The sequence below is a fragment of the Caulobacter sp. BE254 genome, assembly GCF_031457295.1.
Lineage (GTDB): Bacteria > Pseudomonadota > Alphaproteobacteria > Caulobacterales > Caulobacteraceae > Caulobacter.
Window position 1 is genome coordinate 127122 of the sequence record NZ_JAVDWJ010000009.1, and the last position, 25663, is coordinate 152784.

25 protein-coding genes and 1 pseudogene are annotated in these 25663 nt (G+C 66.1%); 12 read left to right on the forward strand and 14 right to left on the reverse strand.

Going from position 1 to position 25663, the window contains the following annotated elements; all coding sequences use genetic code 11:
* Positions 1 to 28: 28 nt before the first annotated feature.
* The gene (locus J2X41_RS16865) at positions 29 to 811 is read right to left on the reverse strand and encodes an aldolase/citrate lyase family protein (protein ID WP_310083272.1); all 783 of its coding nucleotides are present in this window, start codon (positions 809 to 811) and stop codon (positions 29 to 31) included.
* Positions 812 to 848: 37 nt separating this feature from the next.
* Positions 849 to 2150, reverse strand: a complete 1302-nt coding sequence (locus J2X41_RS16870) for an amino acid deaminase (protein ID WP_310083275.1) — start codon at positions 2148 to 2150, stop codon at positions 849 to 851.
* Between the two features lie 210 nt (positions 2151 to 2360).
* Between J2X41_RS16870 and J2X41_RS16875 the strand changes: the two genes are divergently transcribed.
* The gene (locus J2X41_RS16875) at positions 2361 to 3221 is read left to right on the forward strand and encodes an SMP-30/gluconolactonase/LRE family protein (protein WP_310083278.1); all 861 of its coding nucleotides are present in this window, start codon (positions 2361 to 2363) and stop codon (positions 3219 to 3221) included.
* Positions 3222 to 3297: 76 nt separating this feature from the next.
* Positions 3298 to 4575 carry a cytochrome P450 gene (locus tag J2X41_RS16880; protein ID WP_310083279.1) on the forward strand — a complete coding sequence of 426 codons (1278 nt, stop codon included), beginning with the start codon at positions 3298 to 3300 and terminating at the stop codon, positions 4573 to 4575.
* A 37-nt stretch (positions 4576 to 4612) separates the two neighbouring features.
* Here J2X41_RS16880 and J2X41_RS16885 read toward each other — a convergent pair whose 3' ends face one another.
* Positions 4613 to 4960 carry a cupin domain-containing protein gene (locus J2X41_RS16885; RefSeq protein ID WP_310083282.1) on the reverse strand — a complete coding sequence of 116 codons (348 nt, stop codon included), beginning with the start codon at positions 4958 to 4960 and terminating at the stop codon, positions 4613 to 4615.
* 339 nt (positions 4961 to 5299) lie between these two features.
* On the opposite strand from J2X41_RS16885, the gene J2X41_RS16890 reads away from it, so the two are divergent.
* The 6 genes and pseudogenes from J2X41_RS16890 to J2X41_RS16915 all read left to right on the forward strand — a co-directional run bounded on the left by J2X41_RS16890 (position 5300) and on the right by J2X41_RS16915 (position 12298).
* Entirely contained in the window at positions 5300 to 6148 is an 849-nt protein-coding gene (locus J2X41_RS16890; RefSeq protein WP_310083284.1) for a metal-dependent hydrolase, read from the forward strand.
* A 119-nt stretch (positions 6149 to 6267) separates the two neighbouring features.
* On the forward strand, positions 6268 to 7377 hold the full coding sequence (locus tag J2X41_RS16895) for an S-(hydroxymethyl)glutathione dehydrogenase/class III alcohol dehydrogenase (protein WP_310083287.1): 1110 nt from the start codon (positions 6268 to 6270) through the stop codon (positions 7375 to 7377).
* 58 nt (positions 7378 to 7435) lie between these two features.
* Positions 7436 to 7666: pseudogene (locus tag J2X41_RS16900) on the forward strand (hypothetical protein); the annotation flags it as partial.
* Entirely contained in the window at positions 7633 to 8409 is a 777-nt protein-coding gene (locus tag J2X41_RS16905) for an SDR family oxidoreductase (RefSeq protein WP_310083289.1), read from the forward strand. The pseudogene J2X41_RS16900 and the gene J2X41_RS16905, both read left to right, overlap by 34 nt.
* 438 nt (positions 8410 to 8847) lie before the next feature.
* Positions 8848 to 10119 (forward strand): glycoside hydrolase family 27 protein, encoded by a 1272-nt coding sequence (locus J2X41_RS16910; protein ID WP_310083292.1) that lies wholly within the window; start codon positions 8848 to 8850, stop codon positions 10117 to 10119.
* Between the two features lie 184 nt (positions 10120 to 10303).
* Positions 10304 to 12298: a glycoside hydrolase family 3 N-terminal domain-containing protein gene (locus tag J2X41_RS16915; protein WP_310083296.1), complete on the forward strand. Its 1995-nt coding sequence runs from the start codon at positions 10304 to 10306 to the stop codon at positions 12296 to 12298.
* 228 nt (positions 12299 to 12526) lie between these two features.
* Here J2X41_RS16915 and J2X41_RS16920 read toward each other — a convergent pair whose 3' ends face one another.
* The 8 genes from J2X41_RS16920 to J2X41_RS16955 form a co-directional block, all read right to left on the reverse strand.
* On the reverse strand, positions 12527 to 13060 hold the full coding sequence (locus tag J2X41_RS16920; RefSeq protein ID WP_310083298.1) for a cupin domain-containing protein: 534 nt from the start codon (positions 13058 to 13060) through the stop codon (positions 12527 to 12529).
* 103 nt (positions 13061 to 13163) lie between these two features.
* A complete protein-coding gene (locus J2X41_RS16925; protein WP_310083301.1) occupies positions 13164 to 14336 on the reverse strand; it encodes an SDR family NAD(P)-dependent oxidoreductase in 1173 nt (390 codons plus the stop codon).
* A 75-nt stretch (positions 14337 to 14411) separates the two neighbouring features.
* Entirely contained in the window at positions 14412 to 14900 is a 489-nt protein-coding gene (locus J2X41_RS16930) for a helix-turn-helix domain-containing protein (RefSeq protein WP_310083304.1), read from the reverse strand.
* Positions 14901 to 14932: 32 nt separating this feature from the next.
* Positions 14933 to 15562, reverse strand: a complete 630-nt coding sequence (locus J2X41_RS16935) for a glutathione S-transferase family protein (RefSeq protein ID WP_310083307.1) — start codon at positions 15560 to 15562, stop codon at positions 14933 to 14935.
* 57 nt (positions 15563 to 15619) lie between these two features.
* The gene (locus J2X41_RS16940; protein ID WP_310083310.1) at positions 15620 to 16051 is read right to left on the reverse strand and encodes a DoxX family protein; all 432 of its coding nucleotides are present in this window, start codon (positions 16049 to 16051) and stop codon (positions 15620 to 15622) included.
* A 134-nt stretch (positions 16052 to 16185) separates the two neighbouring features.
* Positions 16186 to 17481 (reverse strand): epoxide hydrolase, encoded by a 1296-nt coding sequence (locus tag J2X41_RS16945; protein ID WP_310083313.1) that lies wholly within the window; start codon positions 17479 to 17481, stop codon positions 16186 to 16188.
* Between the two features lie 63 nt (positions 17482 to 17544).
* Positions 17545 to 17961 (reverse strand): nuclear transport factor 2 family protein, encoded by a 417-nt coding sequence (locus tag J2X41_RS16950; protein ID WP_056760519.1) that lies wholly within the window; start codon positions 17959 to 17961, stop codon positions 17545 to 17547.
* Between the two features lie 68 nt (positions 17962 to 18029).
* Complete coding sequence (locus J2X41_RS16955; RefSeq protein ID WP_310083316.1) at positions 18030 to 18782, reverse strand: glucose 1-dehydrogenase; 753 nt, start codon at positions 18780 to 18782, stop codon at positions 18030 to 18032.
* A 113-nt stretch (positions 18783 to 18895) separates the two neighbouring features.
* Between J2X41_RS16955 and J2X41_RS16960 the strand changes: the two genes are divergently transcribed.
* Positions 18896 to 19801, forward strand: coding sequence for a LysR family transcriptional regulator (locus tag J2X41_RS16960; protein WP_310083318.1), 906 nt, complete (start codon positions 18896 to 18898; stop codon positions 19799 to 19801).
* A 389-nt stretch (positions 19802 to 20190) separates the two neighbouring features.
* Here the strand turns inward: J2X41_RS16960 and J2X41_RS16965 are convergent, their stop codons facing one another.
* On the reverse strand, positions 20191 to 20820 hold the full coding sequence (locus tag J2X41_RS16965; protein WP_310083321.1) for a LysE family transporter: 630 nt from the start codon (positions 20818 to 20820) through the stop codon (positions 20191 to 20193).
* A 69-nt stretch (positions 20821 to 20889) separates the two neighbouring features.
* Between J2X41_RS16965 and J2X41_RS16970 the strand changes: the two genes are divergently transcribed.
* Complete coding sequence (locus J2X41_RS16970) at positions 20890 to 21792, forward strand: LysR family transcriptional regulator ArgP (protein ID WP_310083324.1); 903 nt, start codon at positions 20890 to 20892, stop codon at positions 21790 to 21792.
* A 13-nt stretch (positions 21793 to 21805) separates the two neighbouring features.
* Here J2X41_RS16970 and J2X41_RS16975 read toward each other — a convergent pair whose 3' ends face one another.
* Positions 21806 to 23014, reverse strand: a complete 1209-nt coding sequence (locus J2X41_RS16975) for a HAMP domain-containing sensor histidine kinase (protein WP_310083327.1) — start codon at positions 23012 to 23014, stop codon at positions 21806 to 21808.
* On the reverse strand, positions 23004 to 23561 hold the full coding sequence (locus J2X41_RS16980; RefSeq protein WP_310083331.1) for a response regulator: 558 nt from the start codon (positions 23559 to 23561) through the stop codon (positions 23004 to 23006). The genes J2X41_RS16975 and J2X41_RS16980 overlap by 11 nt, the downstream gene beginning before the upstream one ends.
* Before the next feature lie 117 nt (positions 23562 to 23678).
* Between J2X41_RS16980 and J2X41_RS16985 the strand changes: the two genes are divergently transcribed.
* A complete protein-coding gene (locus J2X41_RS16985) occupies positions 23679 to 24986 on the forward strand; it encodes an HlyD family efflux transporter periplasmic adaptor subunit (RefSeq protein WP_310083334.1) in 1308 nt (435 codons plus the stop codon).
* Positions 24983 to 25663 (forward strand): ABC transporter ATP-binding protein, encoded by a 681-nt coding sequence (locus J2X41_RS16990; protein ID WP_310083338.1) that lies wholly within the window; start codon positions 24983 to 24985, stop codon positions 25661 to 25663. The genes J2X41_RS16985 and J2X41_RS16990 overlap by 4 nt, the downstream gene beginning before the upstream one ends.

Below are 25663 nucleotides of genomic sequence, written 5' to 3' on the forward strand. Positions count from 1 at the left end.
GGGTTGGTCAGCGCGCCCGTTGCGAGTGTTAAGGCGCGGCGCGCTCGCCAGCCGCGGCCCGGGTGGCGTTGATGGCCGTATAGGCGCTGAAGGCCAGGAGTTCGACGTCACTGCTGACGGTGACGATTCCAAAGCCCATCTGAGCCATGCGCGCCGCATAGGCCGGCGCGAGGTTCTGGATGCCGGTGAATTTGCCGCGCGCGGCCGCGGCGGCCAGCACGCGTTCGTAGATCGCCAGGATCTCGGGTTCTTCGCGGTCTAGAATGGGGGGCAGGCCCATCGAGAAGCCCAGGTCGCTAGGGCCGACATAGACGCCGCTGACGCCCGGGACGTCGAGAATGGCTTCGAGGTTTTCCACGGCCTGGGCCGTTTCGATCTGAGGCAGGATCAGCACCTCGTCATTGGCGAAGCCCTGATAGGCTCCGGGCACGCCGTAGCCCCCGGCGCGGATCGGGCCGTTCGAGCGCTCGCCCGCCGGCGGATAGAGGCAAGCGCGCACCAGGGCCTTGGCGTCCTCGGCGGTGTTGATCATCGGACAGATGATCCCCCACGCCCCCGCATCAAGCACCTTGCCGATGATGCCGGGCTCGTTCCACGGCACGCGAACCAGGGGCGTCACGGGATAGCCGGTCATCGCCTGAAAGCACTCCGCGGCCGAACGGTAGTCGTGCAGGCCGTGCTGGATGTCGACGGTGATGCTGTCCCAGCCGACCTTGGCCATGAACTCGACGGCAAAGCTGGACGGCAAAAGCGACCAGCCGTTGACGCAGGTCTTACCCGCCTGAAGCCGCTTGCGGAGCGGATTGGTCATGAAACCTCCCAAGGTGTTTTGCGTGGGCCAAGGCGGCCTAGAAGTAGGTCCGGATCGAGCCGGTCACGGTGTAGGCGTCGTCCACCAGGTGCAGGACCTGCCACTTGTCGAAGGTCAGGCAGGGGTGGGAAATGCCGACGCCGACCAGATCGCCGACTTGCAGCGGCGAGTCTTCGGGGACGTCGAGAAAGGCGTGCTGGTCGCTCAGATTGACCACGGCGTGACCGTCCGGAATGGCTTGCGGCGTTGCGGCCGGGTCGCCTGGGCGATACCAGGCCAGCGGTCTTGGCAGATGGTCGTAGGAGACGTCGCGCTTGCCGAACGCCAGGATCACCCGGCCCGGCTCGGGACGTGACTGGACATAGGACCAGACTTCAAGCGCTGCCGAATAGGCCCCGAAGGCCTCGACCTCGGGCGACCGGAGGGTCATTCGCCGAAAGAGTTCGGTGTACATCAACGAGTCATGCGTGAGGTAGCAGCCGGCCCGAATAAGGATGATGCGCTCGCCGGGAGCTTTAATCTGGCCAAGCTTGGCGGCGACCAAGTCGTAGAAGGTCGAGCCGCCGGCGCTGAAGATGGTCGGGCCGGGCGCGTAGAGCTTCTCCACCGCGCAGGCCTCCGACAGGGCCACGAGGCTGTCGAGGAAGGTCTCGACCTTGGCGACGGTCTCTTCCTCCGTCTGTTCTCGAATGATGCCCTCGAAGCCTTCGACCCCGACCAAGGCCAAGGTTTGCGGCCGCGCGGCGACGAGCCGGGCCAGCGCAAGACCCTCCTCCAGCGTTCGGCAGCCGGTGCGCCCGCCCAAGTAGCCCATTTCGACCAGCACTTTCAGGGGCCGCTCGAGTCCCCGTTCGGCGACCGCGCGGGCCAATTGCTCGGCGTTGGCCTCGGAATCGACCAGACAGTAGAAGTCCAGCTCCGGGTCGGATTTCAGCAGGTCGATCACCAAGCCGATCGCGGCGCGTCCGACCAACTGGTTGGCGAGGAAGAGGCGTTTGAAGCCGAACCGGTGCGCGACCTGGATCTGGTGCGGCGTGGCGACCGTGATGCCCCAGGCGCCGTCCTCCATCTGCATGTCGAAAAGCGCCGGGGCCATGGTGGTCTTGCCGTGCGGCGCCAGCTTGGCGCCAGTGGCTGCAAGAAAACGCCGCATCCAGTCGCTGTTGTTGCGCAGCGCCGAAGCCCGGAGGATGGCCGCAGGCATCGGCAGATCCTCCCTCAGAAGGTTCCAGCCCTGATGCGCCACCTGATCCAGGGGGAGCGTATGGGGCAGCGCGGGGACGCCCTTCTCGATCCCATCGAGACCGCGCTGCGCCGGCCTGTTCGAGCGGCTGTTCATCTCGCCTCCTCATCGTTGTAGCTTTTGCTATATTCATTGCGCTGGCAGATCAAGCCGGTTCTGGTCTCCCCTTGGCTGATGGCGCAACTTGGCGCGTCGCGACGAGCAAATTCGCAGATCACGACGTGTGTGGAGATTGACGATGGATATATAGTCATAGCTATATATGCATGAAGCGCGCCGATTGGCGGCGGCAGCGACGAGGGATCCATGGGCAAGCGCTTCCAGACCCTGATTTCCGACCTGGCGTTTGGCGAGTCGCCGCGCTGGCATGACGGTCGCCTCTATTTGGCCGACATGCACGCCCATCGGATCGTGGCGTTAAGGCCCGATGGCGGGCTTGAGACCATCGCCCAGTTCGACGCCCCGGTCGGCGGGATCGGCTGGTTGCCGAATGGCCGGATGCTCGTGGTGTCGATGCATGAGCGGCGGGTCCTGAGGCAACAAGCCGATGGCGGCTTTATCGACCACGCCGATCTGTCGGCCATCGCAACCTGGCACGCCAACGACATGGTCGTGGCGCCCAACGGCGAGGCCTATGTCGGTAATTTCGGCTTTTCCCTCGATCCGCCGATTGATCCGGCTAGCGTCAAGCTCGCCAAGTTGGCGCGGATATCGCCCGATGGCGCCGCCGAGGCCATTGGCGAGGACCTGTTCTTTCCCAATGGCATGGTGATCACGCCCGATGGCGCGACCCTGATCGTGGCCGAAAGCGCCTCGCGTCAACTGACGGCGTTCAGGCGCAACGCCGACGGAACCCTGACCGATCGGCGCCTCTGGGCCAGCCTGCCGCCCGATGTCACGCCCGATGGCGTCTGCCTCGACGCTGAGGGCGCGATCTGGGTGGCGGGACTGTCGGCCAATGCGGTCGTGCGCATCGGGGAGGGTGGCCGAGAGCTCGACCGCATCGTCACCGAGCAGCAGGCCGTAGCGTGCGTGCTGGGGGGAGAGGACCGGCGCACGCTCTTCGTCTGCACAGCCGACACCACCGACCCGGCGACGTGCCGGACCAGCCCGACGGCGCGGCTTCTTTCGGCGCGCGTGGATGTGCCTGGCGCGGGATGCCCGTAGCCGGCCGCAGCGTCAGCTTCCGGGTGCCCTGACGCCAAGCCCAATCGGTTCGCTCTTGAGAAACTAAGGATACGCCATGAGTCATCTGCCTCGTCGGATCGAAGACCTGCCATCCCTGGAACCTGCGGAACTGGCCGGCTGGGCCGCGGACCTCGACGGCAGTCTGGTGCGCCTTTTCGAGCGTTATCCGGACGGTCTGGCGCAAGGCGCGGGCTCGCGGCTTTTGGTGTTCGGCGCCGAACCGCTGAGACGGATCGCCGCCACGGAGGCCGCCGGCAACATGCCCGCCGACGTGCTGTCGTCTTCGGCCTTCAATGTCGGTCCCGATGGCGCGCCCGTCGAGCCCGAGATCCCGGCGGCCGCCTCGCTCGCCAAGCTGGTGTCCAACCAGGTCTTTACCGCCAATCCGCCGCTGCATGGACCAACCCGGCAATTGTTCATGCGCCAGTTCGTGCCCAAGCAGTTGCCGCGCTTCGCCGGGCTGATCGAGGCGACGGTGGCGACGCTGCTCCGAGAGGCCGGCGCCAAGACACAGGTCGATTTCGGAACGGACGTGGCCGAACGCCTGACTGCCCGGTTCTGGGCCCAGGTGCTGGGCCTGACCGCCGACGAAGAGGCCCGCGCCCGCCATCTGATCTCGGCGCTGTCGCCGATGTTCTATCTGGCGCGCACCCCCGAGGAGACCCTGAGCGCGGACGCCGCGGCGGCTGAGTACCTGGATATGGTCAGCGCCGCCGTCGAACGCGGCTTGTCTCAAGGCGATAATCCCATCTTGCAGGACATGGCCGCCGACTTTTCGGCCATTCTTCAGCCCGGGCGGCCAGAAAGCCTGGGAATGATGCTGGCGGCCAATCTGATCGACGGCTTCCACACCGCCGCCGTTGCCGCCGTCAACGCCGTTTACGGCCTGGTTCGCAATCCCGAGGTTCTGGCCAGGGTGAGGGCCGATCAAAGTCTCGTGCCGGCGGCCCTCTTCGAGACCATCCGCTTGAACCCGCCCGTCGTGCTGACCCAGCGCTACGCCTTGCGGGAATTCGAGTATGACGGCCTGACGGTGCCGGCCGATACGCCGCTCGTCATGTTGTGGATCGCCGGAAACCGCGATCCCAAGGCGTTCGCCGAGCCCAACCGAATGGATCTGTCTCGGCCGCAGCGGGGCGATGGGACGTTTGGCGGTGGGGCCCATATCTGCCCCGGCCGCAACATCGCGCGCGCCCTCGTGGAGGCTGTCTTGCGTGGCGTAACCGCGCCGGGCGTCCAGATCGAGGCTGCGGCCGCTATGGACGACTGGATGCCGCGCAGTTCGATGCGTCAGTTGATCCAGTCGCCCATGCGTGTTTCGGTCAGCCTCTAGGGGCGGCCCGGCCGCCTTTCGGCGGCCGGCCAGGCCCTCAGCCCATCTTGAGCAAGAACCGCTTGTAGACGGGCTCGACGATCCGCCACACGCCCTTGAAATCGGCCTCGACCGTAAAGGCGTCGCCAGCGCGCGCTATCACCGTCTCGCCGCCGTCGGGGGTCAGTTCAATCACCCCTTCGACCAGATAGACATACTCATGGAAGCGGGCTTCGGCCAGGTAGGCCCCCGTCGTGGACCGCCACGTCCCCGTGACGATCGACTTGTCTGGGGATTGATACTCGAACCAGGTCGTCATGGTGGGCTCGCCTTCGATGGCGGTCCAGCCGTCGGAGATATCGGTTTTGACGAGGCCGGTTTCAGGCGTGTGAAGCACTACGGTCATGAAGACTCCTTTGGACGCGGCGGAAGGGCTGGATGCTTGTGAAACAAGGTCTGCCGAGGCCGGTGTCGGGGTTAGCGGGGCGGTTGGTCGCCAGGACGACAAGGCATAAACGGGCGGCGACGGAAATATAGTGAAAGCTATATTTTTATGAGTCAATGCTTCGCGATCGACACCAGCAGCGAGCTAGGCGACATGACCGGGGAGCACATGCATCTGGGGATTCATGACGGCTCAAGTGTCGCGCTTGAGGCAAATCGCCAAAGATGACGTCTGCGTCATTTTATAGTTGAAGCTATATCGACTGTGTGACACGGTTCGCTGAACTCGATGGAGATGCCGATGACCGCACCTACCGCTCCGGCCGACCTTCACATCACGCCGCGTAACGTCGCCTTCGGACGGGGGCAGTCTCATCCTCGATGGTGGATGAGCGGCGATCCTGTGGCGACGGCCTTCTACAACTCTCTGTCTCTCAGCTTCCCGGCGGGCGAGGGGTACTTCGTCCAGAGTGTCCGGCACTACCTGAACGAGCTTCCCGAGCCGCTGCGCAGCCAGGTCGCCGATTTCGCCCAGCAAGAGGCCTATCACTCTCGCGAGCACATCGCCTTCAATCGGCAGGTCCACGACGCGGGCTACGAAACCAAAGAGATCGAGGCGCTGAACCGCGAGGATGCCCGTCGCGGCCGCGACCTGGAGCCCGAGGTGAACCTAGCGGCCACGGCGGCTCTTGAGCACTTTACCGCCATGTTCGCCCACGCCCTGCTTGCCGACGAGCGTCACTTGGCTGGCGCGCCGGCCGAAGTCCGTCGCCTGTGGCAATGGCATGCGGTGGAAGAGATCGAGCACAAGGGCGTAGCGTTCGACACCTTCATGTATGTCACGCGCGATCTATCGCCGTTCAAGCGCTGGTTCTTCCGGGTGATGGTGATGTGGCAAGCGACGAACGACTTCTGGAAGGAACGCACCCGCGACCTTCACCTGCTCCTGCAGCAGGACAACATCGACACCCCCAAGACCTGGCGGAAGCTGGCGCTCTTTCTGTTCCTCAAGCCTGGCATGTTGCGGCAAGTCTTCCTGCCATACCTGGCTTACTACCTCCCGGGCTTCCATCCCTGGGCACATGACGACCGCAAGCTCGCCAACAAAGTTGAGCGGTCACTGAAGCTGGACGAAGCTGCGCTGGCCTAAACGCGGCGAGGGCGCTCAGACAGGGAAGTTCTCGGCAACAATGTTTTGCGCCCTTCGGGACTAGCGACGCAGCGGGCGCGGCGCACCTAGATCGCTCATCTGACTGGAGACATCCCGACATGAAGACCCGCGCCGCCGTCGCCTTCGAGGCCAAGAAGCCGCTTGAGATTGTCGAGGTCGACCTGGAAGGCCCCAAGGCCGGCGAGGTGCTGATCGAGATCAAGGCCACCGGCGTCTGCCACACCGACGCCTACACTCTGGACGGCCTGGACAGCGAGGGCCTGTTCCCCTCGATCCTGGGCCACGAGGGCGCGGGCGTGGTGGTCGAGGTCGGTCCGGGTGTCACCTCGTTGGCCGTTGGCGACCACGTGATCCCGCTCTACACGCCCGAATGCCGCCAGTGCAAAAGCTGCCTCAGCGGCAAGACCAACCTCTGCACCGCCATCCGCGCCACTCAGGGCAAGGGCCTGATGCCGGACGGCACCAGCCGCTTCTCCTACAAGGGCCAGGTCATCCACCACTACATGGGCTGCTCGACCTTCTCGAACTTCACCGTGCTGCCCGAGATCGCCGTGGCCCGCATCCGCAAGGACGCGCCGTTCAAGACCGCCTGCTACTGCGGCTGCGGGGTGACCACGGGCGTCGGGGCGGTGGTCAACACCGCCAAGGTCGAGCCGGGCGCCAACGCCATCGTGTTCGGCCTGGGCGGCATCGGCCTCAACGTGCTGCAGGGCCTGAAGCTGGTCGGCGCCAACATGATCATCGGCGTCGACCTGAACCCGGACCGCGAGGCGTGGGGCCGCAAGTTCGGCATGACCCACTTCGTCAATCCCAAGGACGTGCAAGGCGACCTCGTCGCCCATCTGGTGGCCCTGACCGACGGCGGGGCGGACTACACCTTCGACGCCACGGGCAACACCACGGTCATGCGCCAGGCGCTGGAAGCCTGCCATCGCGGTTGGGGGACAAGCATCGTCATCGGCGTGGCCGAGGCCGGCAAGGAGATCGCCACGCGGCCGTTCCAACTGGTCACCGGCCGGGTCTGGAAGGGCACGGCCTTCGGCGGCGCGCGCGGCCGCACCGACACCCCCAAGATCGTCGACTGGTACATGGACGGCAAGATCCAGATCGACCCGATGATCACCCACGTCCTGCCGTTGGAGGACATCAACAAGGCTTTCGACCTGATGCACGCCGGGACAAGCATCCGCACCGTGGTGACGTTCTGATTTTTGGTTCCTCCTCCTTGAGGGGGAGGGAAGGGGGCGGCTCGACGGCAAGTGAGCGTCGATGATCGAACTCAAGCCGCAGGCCTATGGCGCCCACAGCCTCCGCCGAACGAAGGTCGCACTGATCTACAAGAAAGCCAGCAACTTGCGCGCCCGCCAACTTCTGCTCGGACACAGGAAGCTCGAGACCACCCGAGCAGCGCCGCGCGCGTCGATCTATCCCAATCCACTGAAACATCGGAAAGACGGTCTGATATGGACTTCCAAGGCAAATCTGTTCTGGTCGTAGGCGCGTCGTCCGGCATGGGCCGCGCCATCTCTTTGCGTTTTGCTCAAGAGGGCGCGCGGGTGGCGGTCACGGCCCGACGCGGGGAGCGGCTCTTGGCGCTTGTCGAAGAGATCGAAGCGGCGGGCGGTGTCGCCCTGTCGCTCCCCGCCGACGGCGCCGACGAACAGGGCGCGGCCGAGGTAGTCTCCAAAGTCATCGCGCACTGGGGCGGTATCGATCTTGTCCTGTTGAACGCAGGCGGGGCGCCGGCGCTGCGCATGACCGCGATGACCGCCGCGGAAGTGAAGTCCTACATGCGCTCCAACTACGACACCGTGGTCAATTATCTGTTCCCCGTTCTTGATCACATGAAGCAGCGCAACGGGGGAATGGTCGCCCACACCAACTCCCTGGCCAGTTTTTTCGGCGTCCCTCTGGCAGGACCCTACAGCGCCGCCAAGGCCGCGGCCCGCCTGCTCATCGACACCTGTCGGATCGAGTTCGAACAGTTCGGGATCAAGTTCGCCACGCTATATCCTGGGTTTATCGCCACCGAAGCCACGAAAGGAGACGGCATGCCGTCTCCTGGAGAGATCTCGGAAGAGGAAGCGGTCAGCTACATGATCGAGGCCATCCGTCGCGAGGATTGGGACCACATGTTCCCGCCAGAGGCGGCAGGGGAAATCTTGCAGGCGCTGGAACTGCCCAAGCCCGTACTGAACGAGATTCTGAAAGAGAAAATCCTCTACGGCCAGGGCACCTAGGCCTTGGCTAGGGCGCCGTCGTCCGACCTTGGCCGTCCCGTCATCGGCGCAGCCTTGAGGGATCACGATCGTGGAGATCGCTGCCTGTAGCGTCAAAAAGCGCCTGACCGGAACATATCTATTCCGACCAGCTCTTGTGGGAAGTAACGCTGGCAACGTCCGACAATGGCGCCACCTCGCCGCTGGAACGGAGCATCCGGAAGGCAGGGGAGGGTGGAAAGCTGCCATTAGGCGCCTCCCGAGCCTGCGCGCTAATTCGTCAGACAATTTATAGCATGACGATCCCTAGCACTTTTGTGATGCTGAGAGCGCACCCGTCGCGCAGCGTAGGGTTCCCATCGCCTATACGCCTGTAAATTGTCTGAGTAATGTTGAAGGGTCAGACTCTTTGCTCTAGAACGCTCCGCTTCGGCGAAGCGCGCGGCGCTAGTACGGTTAGTGGCCGACCTGCTTGGGGGCGATGAAATGAAATTCTGTGGGCGAGCGCATCGTCGGGTGCGAGGTTTGTTGGGAAGAGCTATTTTGGTGGCGGCGGCGTGCCTGTTCGTCGCGCAGAATGCCTGGGCGGCGGAAACAACCCAGAAGGTCGTCAACAAGGCGCCCAACGGCCTCGCGCAAACGCCTCCCATGGGGTGGAACAGTTGGAACAAGTTCGCCTGCAACGTTGACGAGAAGACCGTCCGAGCAGCCGCCGATGCAATGGTGAAGTCGGGCATGAAGGACGCCGGTTATGAATATGTCGTCGTCGACGATTGCTGGCAGGGACCACGCGACGCCAACGGCTTCATTACCGCCAACCCGGTAAAATTCTCTTCCGGAATCAAGGCTCTAGCCGATTACGTCCACTCAAGAGGACTGAAGTTCGGAATCTATTCGGATGCGGGGCGGGAGACCTGCGACGGGTTTTCGGGCAGCCAGGGCCACGAATATCAGGACGCGATGACCTATGCCCGCTGGGGCGTCGATTATCTGAAGTATGACTGGTGCGAGACGGGCTCGCGCAACGCAGAGGAAGCCTATGCGGTGATGGCCGACGCTCTGCGCGAGACCGGGCGGCCGATCGTCTTCTCGATGTGCGAGTGGGGAGGGTCCAAGCCGTGGCTATGGGCGCGAAATGTGGGCAATCTCTGGCGGACCACCGGCGACATCCGCGACAGTTTCGACAAGTGGGACCCGAAGAACCAATGGGTCCATCCTCTGCTCGAGATCCTCGATGATAACGAGCCTTTGTGGTCGTTTGCCGGTCCCGGCCACTGGAACGATCCCGACATGCTTGAGGTCGGCAACGGCGGCATGACCACGGCCGAATATCGCACTCACTTCTCTTTGTGGGCGATCATGGCCGCCCCGCTGATGGCCGGCAACGACATTTCCACCATGGACGAAAGCGCGCGCTCGATCCTTACCAACAAGGACGTGATCGCCGTCGATCAGGACCGGCTCGGGGTACAGGGCCATCGTGTGTCGAAGGACGGCGACAAGGAAATCTGGATGAAGCCGCTCGCTGGCGGCGGCCGCGCTGTCCTTCTGTTCAACCGCGGCGCGACGCCCGTGAACATCACGGTCGACAACGGCCATCTCGGTGATGCGTCCACCATGCGCGCCAGGGTCCGTGACCTCTGGACGCACAAGGAGGTGGGCAATTGGAAGGGCTCGTACAGCGCCACTGTTGAGCCCCATGGCGTCGTGATGCTGCGGCTGAATCCGTAGGTATCAAGACGGCCTCAATCTGACCAAGCCGACGCTTCTGAAGATCTGGTTCGGCATCGTTCACTGACATTGGCGCCGTTAGCGTATGGCGCCTTTTCGAAGGCCCATGCGACAGGCGGACGTTTGCTTGAGGGCCACCTCAACGCTGGTCGGACGGACGCTTCAACACGAACGGGAGAAAGAATTGCGAAAGGCTACGTTTCTGGCGGCCCTGACAGGGATTGCTCTGGCTGTCCCGGCGAGTGCGGGATCATCGCCCACGCGCCAACCCCACCTCGGCACGCGTACGATCCCGATCCTGCATGCCCAGGGACTCGCGTTTCGCGATCTCAACCGCGATGGCCAAGTTGAACCCTATGAGGATTGGCGGCTGCCGCCCCTCAGACGCGCCGCTGACCTGCTGTCGCGCATGAGGCCGGACGAAAAGATCGGCCAGATGATGCACGGCTCGCTCTACACGACCGGCGACGACTACATTGTCGCCAACGCCTCCCAAGAGATCCTCGACAAGCATGTCACCGCGATGATCACACGCTTGGCGGCTACGCCCGCTAAGCTCGCGGCCGCCAACAATGGGCTACAGGCGATCGCAGAGAAGGGCCGGCTCGGCATCCCCCTCAGCTTGAGTTCGGACCCGCGCAACCAGCTCGAGGGCGTAGCAGGGGCCAGCGTTGCGGCGGGCGGCTTCACCGCTTTCCCCGATCCGCTCGGCTTCGCCGCGATCGGAGACGCCAGGCTCACCCGGCGCAGCGCCGATATTGTCCGCCGGGAATATAAGGCGGTGGGCATCCGCATCGCGCTCTCGCCGCAGGCCGACATCGCCACCGAGCCGCGCTGGCCGCGCATCGACGGCACCTTCGGATCCAACCCCGCGCTCGCCGCGCAGATGGTCGGCGCTTACGTCGCCGGTATTCAGGGCGGCGCCGACGGCATTGGCCCTGACAGCGTCGCCGCCGTCGTCAAACATTGGGTGGGCTATGGCGCCGCTGCCGATCAGGGCTTCGACAGCCACAACTACTATGGTCGCTTCTCTGCGGTGACCCAGACGGCTTTGCCCAGGCACGTCATCCCCTTCCAGGCCGCCTTCACCGCGCATGTCGCCGCAGTCATGCCGATGTACTCGCTGCCCAAGCAGCTGAACGACGCGGAACGGCACTCGATCGGGACCGCCGCCGGCTTCAGTCGTTATCTCCTGACCGATCTGCTGCGCCATCGCTACCATTTCACCGGCCTCGTTCTGTCCGATTGGGGCATCACCAACGATTGCCACGAAACTTGCCGCGTCGGCGCAAAACCCGGGGCTGAGCCAAACTGGTCCGACTTCAGCCCCGCCTGGGGTGTGGAAGATCTGGCCGAGGAAGACCGCTTCGCCAAGGGCGTCGATGCGGGCATCGAGCAGTTTGGCGGCACGACCCGCGTCGACGCCCTTATGGCGGCATTGCGCGACGGGAAAATTGCGCAGGCCCAGGTCGATCGCGCAGTGCTCAAGGTCCTGACCCAGACCTTCGCCCTGGGCTTGTTCGAAGACCCGTATGTCGATCCCGACACGGCGGCGAAACTGGTCGGCAATGCCGACTTCCTCGCCGAAGCGCAGCGCACGCAGGCGCGCTCGATCGTTCTGCTTCAGGCCAATCGCGGCCTATTCCCGCTCTCGAGGGCGACCCACCGCCGATTGTTCCTACGCGGCCTCGCACCCCAGCCTTTCGCCGCGCTTGGTTTTACCATCGTCGACCGCCCCAATCAGGCGGACGCTGCGATCGTGCGCCTCGCCGCACCTCACCAGTTGCTTCATCCCAATTTCGCTGCAGGCCGCGTCCAGCACGAAGGCGCTCTCGACTTCCAGCCTGGCGACCCCGATCTGGAAGCAGTCCGCAAGATTGCCAGCACAACGCCGGTGATCGCGATCGTCCACCTCGATCGCCCGGCTATCCTCACCAGCCTTCGCCCCTACACCGCGATGCTTGCCGGCGATTTTGGCGCAACCGATGCGGCCGTCGCCGACGCGCTTACCGGCATTGTCCGCCCAGAGGGCCGTCTGCCCTTCGAACTGCCCTCCTCGATGGCGGCGGTGGAGAAACAGCGCCCCGATTTGCCCGACGATAGTGTTGCACCGCTTTATCCCGTCGGCTTCCGCGCCGTCGTTCCTACCCCGAAAATCAATCGGAGAGCGTCACGATGATCAAGTCGGCCATACTCTACCCTTTCGAAAGGGCGCACGCTTGAGGGAACGGGTAAGTCAGTCGGTCGGCTGCTAGTGTCTGGAATGGGGCGATCATCGCTCCAACCTGCCTAAACGTCGTGTTTCCCGAGGGATACGAGAGTCCGGTTATGTCCGTCGAGCGACCGTCTGAATGTCGTGTTTCTGGAGCGACCCAAATGGCCGCTTCTGGCGCGCGGCGGCTTTAGCTTAGGCTCTCTCGCCGCGTAGAATGGCGGCGACCTCGTCATCGCTGAGCGGAGGCCCGATGATGTCCATCCCAGCCTCGTTGGCGCAATCGATCAGCGCATCTACGTCGGCGATTGTGAGGTCTCTGTCGACGATCCGCTCGAAGAAGGTCTCAAACTCCCCCGGCGCCACCGTCACCTGGAAGCGTACCGGCGCATCGCCATAGGCGCGCCAAGTATGCGGCATGAGTTTCGGCAGCAGGATGACATCGCCAGGGCCTGCCGCACGGCAGCCTGTCGGGGTCCAGAGCACGATGTCGCCCGACTGGATCAGGAAGATCTCGTCGTCCTTGTGGTGGAAGTGACGCGGGGGGCCAAATCCGGGCGGCGCCCGATAGTCCATGATCGCAAGCGCGCCTTGGGTGTGGTCAGGAGACAGGCGTGTCCGGGAGGCCTCGCCCCAGGATGTTGTCGTAAAACCCTCGTCGGTCTCGGCATCCACCAGAAGATCGCGAACGTCATTCGACTTCGACACAGTCGTCACTTTCAACTCCATTTACTGATATTGGTCGCAGACCGCCAACACGCATGGCGCTGGCGTGAAAATGCCGACGATGCGGCAGTCTCAATCGGTATTCAGCGCATCCGGAGGACCGGCTTCACGCGCCGTTCGTTGCGACCCGCACGCCCGTCATGGTCTCGCACAACGACCAAAGTCGATTGGCGACACTCAGGTCGAGGGCCCAGGATTTCACGCCGTAGGGCGCACGACCCTCGTCGGGCACGACCGGCGCGATATCGCAGTCCTCCAGATAGACGCCGCCCTTGCCGTCCAGGTCTCGACTGACGGCCGCCCATGTGGCCGTCGCGCCGCCCTGCTGCACGGTCTTGTAGAGGTCGCCCCCGTTCTTGGGGCGACGCCTGAGGTTGAGAGCCTCGGTGACATGCAGGGCCCGAAGCGTTGCGGCGGCGAGGCGCCCGAGCGCGACCTGGCGGCCTGGCTTATGGCCAACACTGCCGGCGGCGAACAGGTCCGAGGTGGGAACCGGGCCCGGCGTCGCGGCGAAGACCCGGATCTGCTTGTCTCGCCACAGCTGGTCTTCCTTGATCGACAGGAGGATCAGCGCCGTCTTCGACTGCGCGTAGGCGCGCATTCCCGTGTAGGGCGTATGGTTGAAGTTAATGTCGTCGAGCAGGACCCCGCCCGCGTGGTGACCCCGGGAGGCGACATTGATCACTCGGGCGCCCTTCGCCCGTTCCAGCGCCGGCAGAAGCCGCACGGTCAGCTGATAGTGCCCAAGGACATTGGTCGCGAACTGTCGCTCGTAGCCACGATCGTCACGCTCGAGCGGCGTGGCCATGATGGCGGCGCTGTTGACGAGGATGTGCAGCGGTCGTCCCGACTGGACGTAGCGCGCAGCGAAGGCGTCGATCGAGGCGGGCTGTAGCAGGTCGACATATTCGACGCTGGTGTTGGCGATGCCGGACAGTCCGCGCCGCGCACGCTTCACATCGCGGGCCAGGACGATGACGTGTGCGCCAGCGCGAGCCAGGGCCCGGACCGCTTCCCGGCCCGTGCCGCTATGGCCTCCTGTGATCACCACGACCTTGCCGCGCAGATCGACGCCCTTCACGACCTCCATGGCCTTGGTGCGATGACCGAAGGGCGACGGGATCCGGTGTTGCCGCACGTTCGGAATATCGGGCGCGACATAGAGCGGAAGGCTCGCGGACGGGTCGCCTAGCGCCTTGTAGAAGAGGCCGACGATCCCGCCATAGGTCGCGGTCAAGATGCCGGCCGCCGCCAGCGTGAGGATCAAGGTTTTCTGCATGGCGCTAGAGTCGTCCGCCAAGCCGTTTCCATCAAGTAGGATGGATTTTCAGACCTAGTCTGGAAGAGCAGACCGCTATGAAGCGATGTTCTGGCCGGTTTCGAGCAGGCCATCATACTTCAGAGACCAGTCCAGCATCGCCCTGAGCGTTGGCATTAGGTCTATCCCTGCCTGGGAAAGCTCATATTCCACGCGCTGCGGTATTTCCGGATAGGCGTTGCGGATCACGATGCCGTTGGCCTCGAGGTTCCGAAGCTGCTCGGTCAGCATGTGCTGGGTGACGCCGGGAAGCGCGCGCCGCAAGGCGCCGAAGCGCGTCGGGCCTTGGATCAAGGTGCAGACGATCTCGATCTTCCATTTGCCGGTGATGGCGCGGATCGTGCGCTGGAATCGGAGGATGTCGGTCGCCTCGGGGCCTTCGCATCCGTCGCAGTCATCTCCGTAGACGCGCGGCTCGACAGTCTGGTCTCTCATTCGAACGTCCTGAAAATCCCTATGCGTCTGACCGCAGCACAGGAAACCTTGGGTGAGGATGTTCGGCCCCACCTTGATGAGACCGAACATTCCCGATGCAAGTTGGCACTGCGGCGCGCCAGTCAATGCGCCAGCGCCAGCGTGCTGGTGATCGCAGCGGCGACCGCTGGACGCGACAAGATCTCGTCGTGCCAGCGCTTAACGGCCGGGAACAGGGCGAGGTCCGCGCCGAAGGCCTTGTGGCGCCAAATCCATCCGAAATGGGCGATGTCGGCGATCGTGTACGCGTCACCCGCGACGTAAGGGTTGCGCTGGAGGACGCCGTCGAGAACCCCGAGCACGCGTTCCACTTCCTTGCGCGCCGCCGTGCGGGCGTCGCCTTCGGGCGCCTTGCGCATCTCGAGCAGGAAGGCCTGCAGGAAGGCGGGGCTGGCGGCCGAAGCGTGGAAGAAGAGTTGTTCGAACACCTTGCCCCGACGCTCCGGATCGATCGGCAGCAGTTGGCCGGTCTTTTCCGCGAGGTAGACGAGGATCGCCGCGGACTCGCTGAGCACGACGTCGGCGTCCCCGGCCGGCGCGCGATCGATCAGGACCGGCACCTTGCCGTTCGGATTGAGGGCCAGGAAGGCGTCGCTTCTTTGCTTGCCCTGGCGAAGATCGACGGGGACGAGGCTGTGGGACAAGCCCATCTCTTCGGCGGCGATGGCGACCTTGACGCTGTTGGGCGTCGCGAAGGCGTGGATCTCGAGCATTGGGAAGTTTCCTTAATGATGCTGGCCGGAACGGTGCTGGCCGCTCCGGCCTGTTCCTCAGCCGCGGCGAGCGTCGAGGCTGATGCGGCCGCCGCCGAAGGCGACGACGTGCAGAAGGCCGCCGGCCATCGCGATGTTCTTGAAGAAGTGGATGAACTGGTTCTGGTCGCCGAGCGCGTTGTGGAAGACCGCTGCGGTGACGAGCGAGAACAGCGCCAGCACGGCCGCGACGGCGCGGGTGCGATAGCCCAGCAGCAGGGCCAGGCCCCCAGCAAGCTCGACAAACACTGAAAGGCCGAAGGCGACGCTGGGCATCGGCAGGCCGACCGATTGGATGTAGCCGATGGTCATGGCCGGCGCGGCGATCTTCGATAGGCCCGACAGCAGGAAGATGGCGCTGATCATGCCGCGGCCGACGAGCGGAACCAGGGTCGAGGTCAGGTTGGAAGCCGTAGCGTTCGGCGCATCGGCAAGGGTCTGGGTATTCATGGCTTTAGTCCTTGATTTGGGTTGCAGGGGTTGTGTCCGGGCGTGAGGGGCCATGCCGCCGATCCGGACACGGGCCCGGCGGCATGAAGGCTGTTGAAGGTGTGGGAGGCGCGGGAGCCGAAACGCGGTGGCGTTTAGCCGCCGCGGACGGTGACGAACGCCTTGCGCATTTCGCTGGCGAAAAGCGCGGGCTGCTCGAAGGCGGCGAAGTGGCCGCCGCGATCGACCTTGTTCCAGTAGATCAGGTTGGGCCAGAGCGCCTGCGCCCAGGCCTTGGTGGTCGTGAAGATCTCCCGCGGGAACACGGTCGCCGCCATCGGCAAGTCGATACGACCGGCGTTCACGCCACGGCCGTTGCGCGCATTCTCCCAGTAGAACCGGGCGGAGGAGGCCGCCGAGTCCGTGAACCAATAGATCGAGATGTCGTCGAGCATTTCGTCCAGGCTCAGGGCGTCTTCGGGGTCGCCGCGGTTGTCGGTCCAGGCCTGGAACTTCTCGTAGATCCAGGTCGCCAGCCCGACCGGAGAGTCTGCCAGCGCATAACCGATCGTTTGCGGGCGGGTGGCTTGTTCGCGGAAGTATCCATGTCCATCGCCCGTGAAGCGTTGGAAGGCCTCGATGGCGGCCCGCTCCTCGGCGGTTGGGTGCTCGGGCAGGTGCTCGGGAATGACGAACTGCCAGTTCACATGCGCCGCGGCCAGGCCCGCAGGCCGTTGATGGGCCAGCGCATGCGTAACGCCCGAGCCCCAATCTCCGCCTTGAGCAACCCACCGGCTATAGCCAAGCCGTTGCATCAGGGTGGCCCAGGCGCGGGCCGTCCGCTCGACCGTCCAACCTGTCTCGGTGGGCTTGTCCGACCAGGCAAAGCCGGGCAGCGACGGGATGACGACGTCGAACGCGTCCTCGGCGCGACCGCCGTAGGCGGTGGGGTCGGTGAGCGGTCCGATCACCTTCAGGAACTCGACGACCGAACCCGGCCAGCCGTGCGTCAGGATCATGGGAAGCGCGCCCGGATGCTTGGACCGCACATGGATGAAGTGGATGCCCAGGCCGTCGATCTCGGTGCGAAATTGCGGGACCGCGTTCAGACGCCGCTCGAAGCGCCGCCAGTCATAGTGGTCACGCCAGTAGGCGACCAGCGCCTTGGCCTTGTTCAAGGGCACGCCTTGCGTCCAGTCGGTCACGGTCTCCTTTTCGGGGAAGCGAGCCATGCGCAGGCGTTGCTTGAGATCGTCGATCGCCGCTTGCGGCACAGCGACGCGAAACGGGGTGATGGCGGCTGTTACCGGCGGGGTGATGGGCGCGCCGACGTCCGCGCGGACCTCCGATGAGAGGCCAGCCAGTGTGACAACCGCAAGCCCTTCGGCCAGGCCGCGCAGGGCTTGCCGGCGCGAGGCTGAGGGCAGGTTGGGGGAGAGGGGCGTGAACACAGGGCAACTCCTTGCTGCCGGGGCTCGCCCTGGTGAGGGCGAGCGTGTTGTCGGGAATGCGGATCAGACCGCGGGGTGGGCGGTGGCCCGTCGAAACTCATCCGACGTCTCGTCCAGGAAGACGTAGAGCGCTGCGATCTTGCCATCGCGAACGATCAGGACGTCCCAGCCGGTGTATTCAGGCGCCGCGCCGCGCGGCCCCGACCCCCAGGCCAGACGCCCGGCGTTGTGGAGCACCTGAGGGTCGCCGTGCGGCGTGTAGACGTAGTGCGGATGCGTCGCGCGCAGGTCGCCGGCGAACTTGTCGATCGCCTCGCGCCCGACGATCGCGCCGGGCGGCACGTAGAGGACCGCGTCCTCCGCCCAGAGTTCATCGATCGCCGCGCGGCGCTTGTTGTCATCGCCCTCGCCGAAGACCTCCTGGAGGTTTCGGTCGAGCAACTCGCGGATACGCTCCGCCGATTCCGTGGACTGGATCATGATGGTCTCCTTGGAAGGGAGCCCGGCCTCGGGCTGCGACATCGCCCCGAGGCAGGCTCTATGATGGCTCAGATCTGGGCTTGGCCGCCGTCGACGAAGAGCTCGATGCCATTGATGAAGCTGGCGTCGTCGGAGGCCAGGAACAGCACCGCCTTGGCGATCTCGTCGGGCTTGCCAACGCGGCCGGCGGGGATCAGGCCGGCCAGATAGTCCCGGGTCCCTTGCGCCTGGTCGCCGCCGCCGAACAGGTCGTCCAGGCCGGCGGTGTCGGTGACACCGGGGCTGATCGCGTTGACGCGGATATGGCGATCCTTCAGGTCGAGCATCCAGTTGCGGGCGAAGTTGCGCACCGCGGCCTTGGTGGCGGAATAGACGCTGAACGCAGGCGTGCCCGAGATGCTGGTGGTCGAGCTGGTCAGGATGATGGACGCGCCGTCCTTGAGCAGCGGCAGCGCCTTCTGGACCGTGAACAGCACGCCCTTCACGTTGGTGTCGAAGGTGCTTTGATAGTGCTCCTCGGAAATGGCGCCGAGGGGGACCATCTCGCCGCCGCCAGCATTGGCGAACAGCACGTCGATCTGGGCGTGCTTCTGCTGGATGGCGTCGTAGAGCCGGTCAATGTCGGCCAGTTTCGACATGTCGCCCTGGACGGCGGTGACGCGGCCGCCGATCTGCTTGACGGCGGCGTCGAGCGTTTCCTGCCGGCGGCCGGTGATGAACACAAAAGCGCCTTCGGCGGAGAACGCCTTGGCCGCGGCCAGGCCGATGCCGCTGGAGCCGCCGGTAACCACCACGACCTTGTTGCTGAACTTGTTCGTCATCGTCTGTCTCCTTGGGGCCGGCCGTGCGCCGGTGATGACGAATAGATGCAGTCAGAACGATGATGCGTGTAGTCAGTGAATATGGCACTTAGCGTTCTATTGGAGGAACGCTGATGCGTATCGACCTCAACGACTACGCCTACTTCGCCGAAGTCGTGGCGCACGGCGGCTTCGCCGCCGCCGGGCGCGCCTTGCGCGAGCCCAAGTCCAAGCTCAGTCGCAGGATCTCCGGCTTGGAGGAGAGACTGGGGCTGCGCCTGATCGAGCGGTCGAGCCGGCGGTTTCGCGTCACCGACACCGGCCTGGCGTTCTATGAGCGATGCCGCGCCATGCTCGCCGAGGCCGAGCAGGCCGAGGCGCTTGTCTTGCAGGCTCAGGCCGAGCCGCATGGACGGATCCGTTTCAGCTGCCCGACGGGCATGCTGCAGCCGATCAATGGCCTGATCTCGTCGTTCCTTGCGCGCTATCCTCGGGTGCGGCTGCAACTCGTCGCGACCGATCGTGCGGTGGACTTGATCGAGGAGCGCATCGATCTGGCGTTGCGCGTGCGCACAAGCCTGACCAGCGACGCCGCGCTGACGATGCGCTCGCTGGGCACCTCGACCCGTATCTTGGTCGCCAGCCCGCAAGTGGCCAGCCAGGTGGCGACCATCGAGCAACTGGCCACGCTGCCGGCGCTGGCGACGAGCGACTCGGCCGACGATCTTGAGTGGCACCTGGAGTCAGGCGATGGCCGCACCCATGTCGTCCGCGTCCAGCCGCGCATGGGCTGCGAGGCCATGACGACCATACGGGACGCGGCGATCGACGGCCTCGGCGTGGCGATTTTGCCAGACCACGTCTGTCTCGAGGCTTTGGGGGCCGGGCATCTGGTGCGGGTGCTGCCGGCCTGGCGCGGGTTTCAGGGCATCGTGCATCTGGTCTTCACGACACGCCGTGGTCTCTCCCCGGCCGTCCGAGCGCTGATCGATCATCTCGCGGCCGGATTTCCGCGCGATGTCCTGAGCAAGCGAGCTTAACTCCATAAGGCAAGTGCTATAGGCAGTGACGCCGCATATGTAGTTTGTGGATGCCGCAAACTCGCCGGGGTGCGGTTCCCTGATGCCGGCGCTAGCGGCCTGATTGACCGGTGCATCCGTCTTTTATTGTAGTCACGGTCAGTTGCCGAAGGCAGGCCCTAAGCTGTCGTTTCGTGCCTTGAAAATCATCTGCGAACGCAGGTGGACGAGGCTGGACGCGAGGTTAAATTCAGCAAAAAGTGTGGGTAGGAGTGTGGGTAGAAAGTCTCCATTCTAAGGAGATTATTGAATATAAACGATAATTTAGATGGTTCTGGCGGGCTCCGTCTCCGCCATCCCCTCGCCATCCCTATTGTCCGCGCGGTTCGATCCGCCAAGCCGCGCCGCGCCTAGCCGGCGGCCAGGGCGCCGTGGACGAGGCTGGCGGCCAGCGCCAGCATCATGACGCCGATGCCCAGATCCAGGACGCGCCAGGCGGCCGGGCGGGAAAACAGCGGCGCCAGGAACCGCGCGCCCAGGCCCAGCGACGAGAACCAGGCCAGGCTGGCCAGGGCGGCGCCGGCCATGAACAGCGGTCGCTCCATCGGCGGCAGCGCCGCGCCCACCGCGCCCATCAGCATGACGGTGTCGATATAGACGTGCGGATTGAGGAAGGTGAAGGCGGCGCTTCCGGCCAGGGCGGCGCCCAGGGTCAGGCTGGCCTGGCGCTCGACGACCAGGGCCGAGGGACGGGCGGCCCGGCGCAGCGCAGAAACTCCATACCAGCTTAGGAAGGCCGCGCCGCCCAGGCTCAGGGCCAGCGCCAGTCCCGGAAGCAGCGCCAGCACGCCGCCCAGGCCGCTGACGCCGGCGACGATCAGCGTGGCGTCGGCGGCCGCGCAGAACAGCACGATCGGCACGACGTGCTCGCGCTTCAGGCCCTGGCGCAGGACGAACATGTTCTGGGCGCCGATGGCGATGATCAGGCCGGCGGACAGGGCGAAGCCCTTGAGGAAGGCGGGGAGGAGGGAGGCGGTCATGTCGCCTTTGATGACGGCGGCACGTGATGTAGTACAGCTAAGATGTCTTATGTTGATTAAGGTGTTCTAATGCTCGACTACGCGTCGCTCGCCGCCCTGGCCGCCGTCGTGCGCGAAGGTAGTTTCGACAAGGCCGCCGCCGCGTTGGGGGTGACGCCGTCGGCTGTGTCCCAGCGGGTCAAGGGACTGGAAGAGCGGGTCGGCGCGACCCTGCTGACGCGAGGCGTTCCGTGCCAGGCGACGCAGATCGGGGCCAAGCTGTGCGCCCATGTCGAGCAGGTCCGGTTGCTCGAAAGCGAGGTCGTCCGCGACCTGCCGGGGCTGGCCGGCCCGGCGCCGGGACCGCCCACGATCCGGGTCGCGGTCAACGCCGACAGCGTCAGCACCTGGTTTCCCCGGGCCGCGGCGCTGTTCGCCGCGGAGACGGGCGCCATGCTCGACCTGGTTCTCGAGGACGAGGCCCACACCGCCGACCGCCTGCGCTCGGGCGAGGTCCTGGCCGCTGTTACCGCCGACCCCGCGCCGGTTCCGGGCTGCAAGACCTATCCGCTGGGCGTCCTGGACTACGCCGCCGTCGCCAGCCCCGGCTTCATCGCTCGCTTCTTCCCAGGCGGGCTGGACGCCGAGAGCTTGGCGGCCGCGCCGATCCTGCGCTTCGATCGCCGCGACCAACTGCAGGCACGGTGGGCCAAGGAGGCGTGGGGCGCGTCGATCCGGCCGCCCACCCACTGGACGCCGTCCACGCCGGGCATGCTGGACATGACCCTGGCGGGCCTGGGCTGGGCGATGACGCCCGTGGTGCTGGCCGCGCCGCATCTCGCCGCCGGCCGCCTGGTGGAGCTGTCGCCGCGCCTGCGCATCGGCGTGACGCTCTACTGGCAGCGCACGCGGCTGGCCGCGCGGTTGCTGGATCATCTAACCCAGGCCGTGAGGTCGACCGGCGCCGACGCCCTGGCCAGGGTCGAAGGCTGACGGCGGCGAACCCTCAGTCCGGAACGGACAGGCGGAACCGCGCGCCGCCGAGCGGGGGATGATCGCCGGGCGCGTCCGGAGGCAGAAGCGCCAGCGCGCCGCCATGGCCCTGGGCGATCTGGCGCGCCAGGCTCAGCCCGACGCCCCATCCCGTCGCCTTGGTGGTGAAGAAGGGCAGGCAGACCTGGTCGGCCTGGACCTGCGGCACGCCCGGCCCGGAATCCTCGACCAGGAACCGGATCTCGGCCTCGACCCGCGCGACGCTCAGGCGGACGCGGGGATCGGGGCGCTCCAGCGCCGCCTCGGCGGCGTTGTTGAGCAGGTTGCCGATCGCCAGCCACATCTGGTCCGCGTCGATGCGGATCTCGACATGCGGCGGCGTCGGGCCGTCGAGCGCCACGCCCCGGGCGGTCCATTGCGCCCGGAAGCTTTCCCGCGCCACGTCCAGCCAGGCGGCCAGGTCGACGACGCGGGGCGAAGGCGGCGGAAGGCGGGTCAGGGTCCGGTAGGCGTCGATGAAGTCGCGCAGGCCCTCGGTGCGGGCGACCGCCCGTTCGAGCGCCGAGATCGCCTGGCCCGTCGCGGCCGGACCGCCGTCGCGCAGGAGGTCCAGGGCGCTGCGGCTCATGGAGGCCACCGGCGTCAGGGCGTTCATCAGCTCATGGTTCAGCACCCGCAGCAGGTCGCGCAGCGCGGCGGCCTCGGCGGCGCGGACGTCGGCCGTCATGTCGGTCAGCACGACCAGGTCGGCCTGGCCCGCCTCGTCGACGAGCTCGGCGCGGCTGACGGCGTAACTGGCGTCGCGCCAGCGCAGGGGCGAGGTCAGGTCCGACAGGGGCCGGCCGCCCGTCAGGGCCAGGCGCGCGGCGTCCGACAGCAGGTGCGGGGTGTCGAACGCCCGGCGCGCGGCCCGGTTGGCGGCGACGATCCGGTTGTCGCCCGTCCCCAGCAGGATCGGGGAGGGGGTCTGGTCCAGCAGCAGCTCCAGCCGGCGGCGGGTCAACTCGGCCGCGAAGCCGGTTTGAGCCAGGATCGGCGCCGGCCGCGCGGCCCGCCAGGCGCCGAGCTTCTGGACCAGGTCCAGGGCCAGGGCCGCGCCGGCCAGCGCGCAGAGCAGCGCCGTCGCGTACAGCCCGCGCGTCACCGACAGCCAGGCCAGGACGCCCAGCGCGAAGATCGACGCCTGGGCGAGCAGGCGCAGGGCCAAGGTCTTAGAGCCCATGCTTCTCCATCCTGCGATAGAGCGCCGCCCGGGTCAGGCCCAGGTCCTTGGCCGCCTGCGAGACATTGAACTGCCGCCGGGTCAACGCCGCCTGGATGAGCGCCCGTTCCGAACGCTCGAGATTGAGGTCCTGGGGCGGCAGGTTGGCCGGGACGCGCCGGGGCGTGTCGATGGCGGCGCGCACCGACGCCAGCAGGCGCTCGTTGTTCCACGGCTTGACGACGAAGTCCTGGGCGCCCAGCCGCATGGCCTGCACGGCGATAGCCATGCCCGAATGGCCGGTGACCACGACCACCGGCAGGTCGGGCCGAGCCGCCAAGCGCTTCTGCAGGAACGCCAGCCCCGCCTCGCCGGAGGTGTCGCCCCGCCGGAAGTTGAGGTCCAGCAGCAGCACGTCGACGGCTTCGCGGTCGAGGCGCTCATGCGCGGCCTCCGGCGTCTCCGACCCCACGAAATCGAACCCGCCGCGCATCAGCACCAGTTCGGCTGAGGCCAGGATGTCCCGGTCGTCGTCGAGAAAAAGCGCGCACGGACGGCGGTCAGGCATGTTCGGAATCGGACACATTGGCGATGTCATAAGAGCCGAGAATCTCGTGTAATGATCCATAAGTCAAATAAAACCAGAGGCTTATTGGAATTGCGCGACCTGTATTAGCCTGTAAGCATGAGCAAGCTCGCCTCGACTTCCCCAACCAGCGCCGGCGGCATGGATCGCCGCGTCGAACGGCGGTGGCGGATGACCCCCGCGCAGCGCTGGGCGGCCGGCGTCGCCGCCTTGGCCGCCGCGGGGCTGCTGGCCTGGGCGCTTTCGCCCAGGGCCGGCACGGTCGATGTCGACGCGGCGGGCCTGTCGTTCGGCACGGTGGTCCGCGCCCCTTACCTCGACTATGCGCCGCTGCGCGCCGAGGTCGCGCCCGCCCAGACCACGTTCATCGCCGCCGAGACCGCCGGTCGGGTCGAGGCCGTCCTGGCCGCCGACGGGGACCTGGTCGCGGCCGGACAGGAACTGGCCCGCCTGTCCAATCCGCAACTGAGCCTGGAGGTGACGTCGCGCGAGGCCGACATCGCCGCCCGGCTCAGCGAGAACACCGGCCGGCTGATGAGCCTCAAGGGCGCCGAGGAGAACCGGGAACAGGCCCTGGCCGACACCGCCCACGCCCTGAGCCGGGCGCGGCAGGACCTGGACCGGCGGCAGATCCTGCTGGCCAAGGCTATGCTGAGCCCCTCGGCCGTGCAACCCTATCTCGAGGAAGTCGACTACCAGAAGAATCGCCTGGCCACCCTGCGGGCGGCGCAGCGTTCGGACGCGGCCTTCTATGCCGAGCAGCGAGCCCAGGCGGCCCGCAGCGCCCAGGACCTGCGCCGCAGCCTCGAAGAGACCCGCGCCGGCCGTTCGGCACTGGTGGTTCGGGCGCCGACGGCCGGCCGGCTCACAGCGTTCGATCTCAAGCCGGGCCAGGCCGTGCGGATGGGCGATCCGCTGGGTCAGGTGGACGCCGAGGGCGCCTACAAGCTGCGCGCCAAGCTGGACGAATTCTACCTGCCCCGGCTGTCGGCGGGGCAGAGCGCCACCGCGACGGTTCGCGACCATGCGGTCTCGGCCCGGGTGACGAAGGTGTTCCCGCAGATCGCCGAAGGACGGGCGACCCTGGAACTGGCGTTCGACGGCGCCGCGCCCCAGGGCCTTCGGCGCGGCGAGACCATCGACCTGCGCCTGTCGCTGGGACGGCCCCAGGCCGCGGTCGTCGCGCCGTCGGGCGCCTGGCTGAACGACACCGGCGGAGCCTGGGCCTTCGCGCTGTCGGCCGACGGCAAGCGGGCGGAGCGGCGGGCGATCGTGCTGGGACGTCGCAACCCCGAGCAGGCCGAGGTGCTGAGCGGCCTCAAGCCCGGCGAGCGCATCGTCACCGCCGGCGCGCAGGACGTCGCCAAGGCGAAAATTCTCCGGATCCGATCGAAGGGACGACCATGATCGAACTGCAGTCCATCTCCCGCCTCTATCGCTCGGACGAGATCGAGACCACCGCGCTCCACGGGATCTCCCTGTCGATCCGGCGCGGGGAATTCGCGGCCGTGATGGGGCCGTCGGGATGCGGCAAGTCCACCCTGCTGAACATTCTCGGCGTGGTCGATCGCCCGACCTCGGGCCAGTATCTGTTCGAGGGCGAGGACCTGGCCAAGCGCAGCGAGGGCGCCTTGGCCCTGCACCGGGCCCGGCATCTGGGCTTCATCTTCCAGAGCTTCAACCTGGTCGACGACCTGACCATCGCCGAGAACATCGAGCTGGGCCTGATCTATCGCAAGAGCCGGTCGGGCTCGCGCCGGGCGCTAGTCGAGGCGGCCATGGACCGGGTCGGCATCGGCCATCGCGCCCGGCACTTTCCCCACCAGCTTTCGGGCGGACAGCAGCAGCGGGCGGCCATCGCCCGCGCGATCGTCGGCGACCCGGACCTGATCCTGGCCGACGAGCCCACCGGCAACCTCGACACCGAGAACGGCGCCCAGGTGATGGACATCCTCAAGGGCCTGAACGCGGCCGGCGCAACCATCGTCATGGTCACCCACTCGCCCAGCCACGCCGACCAGGCCAGCCGGCGCATTGACATGCTGGACGGCCGGCTGGTGGCCTCCGTCGCCCAGGCCCTGTGA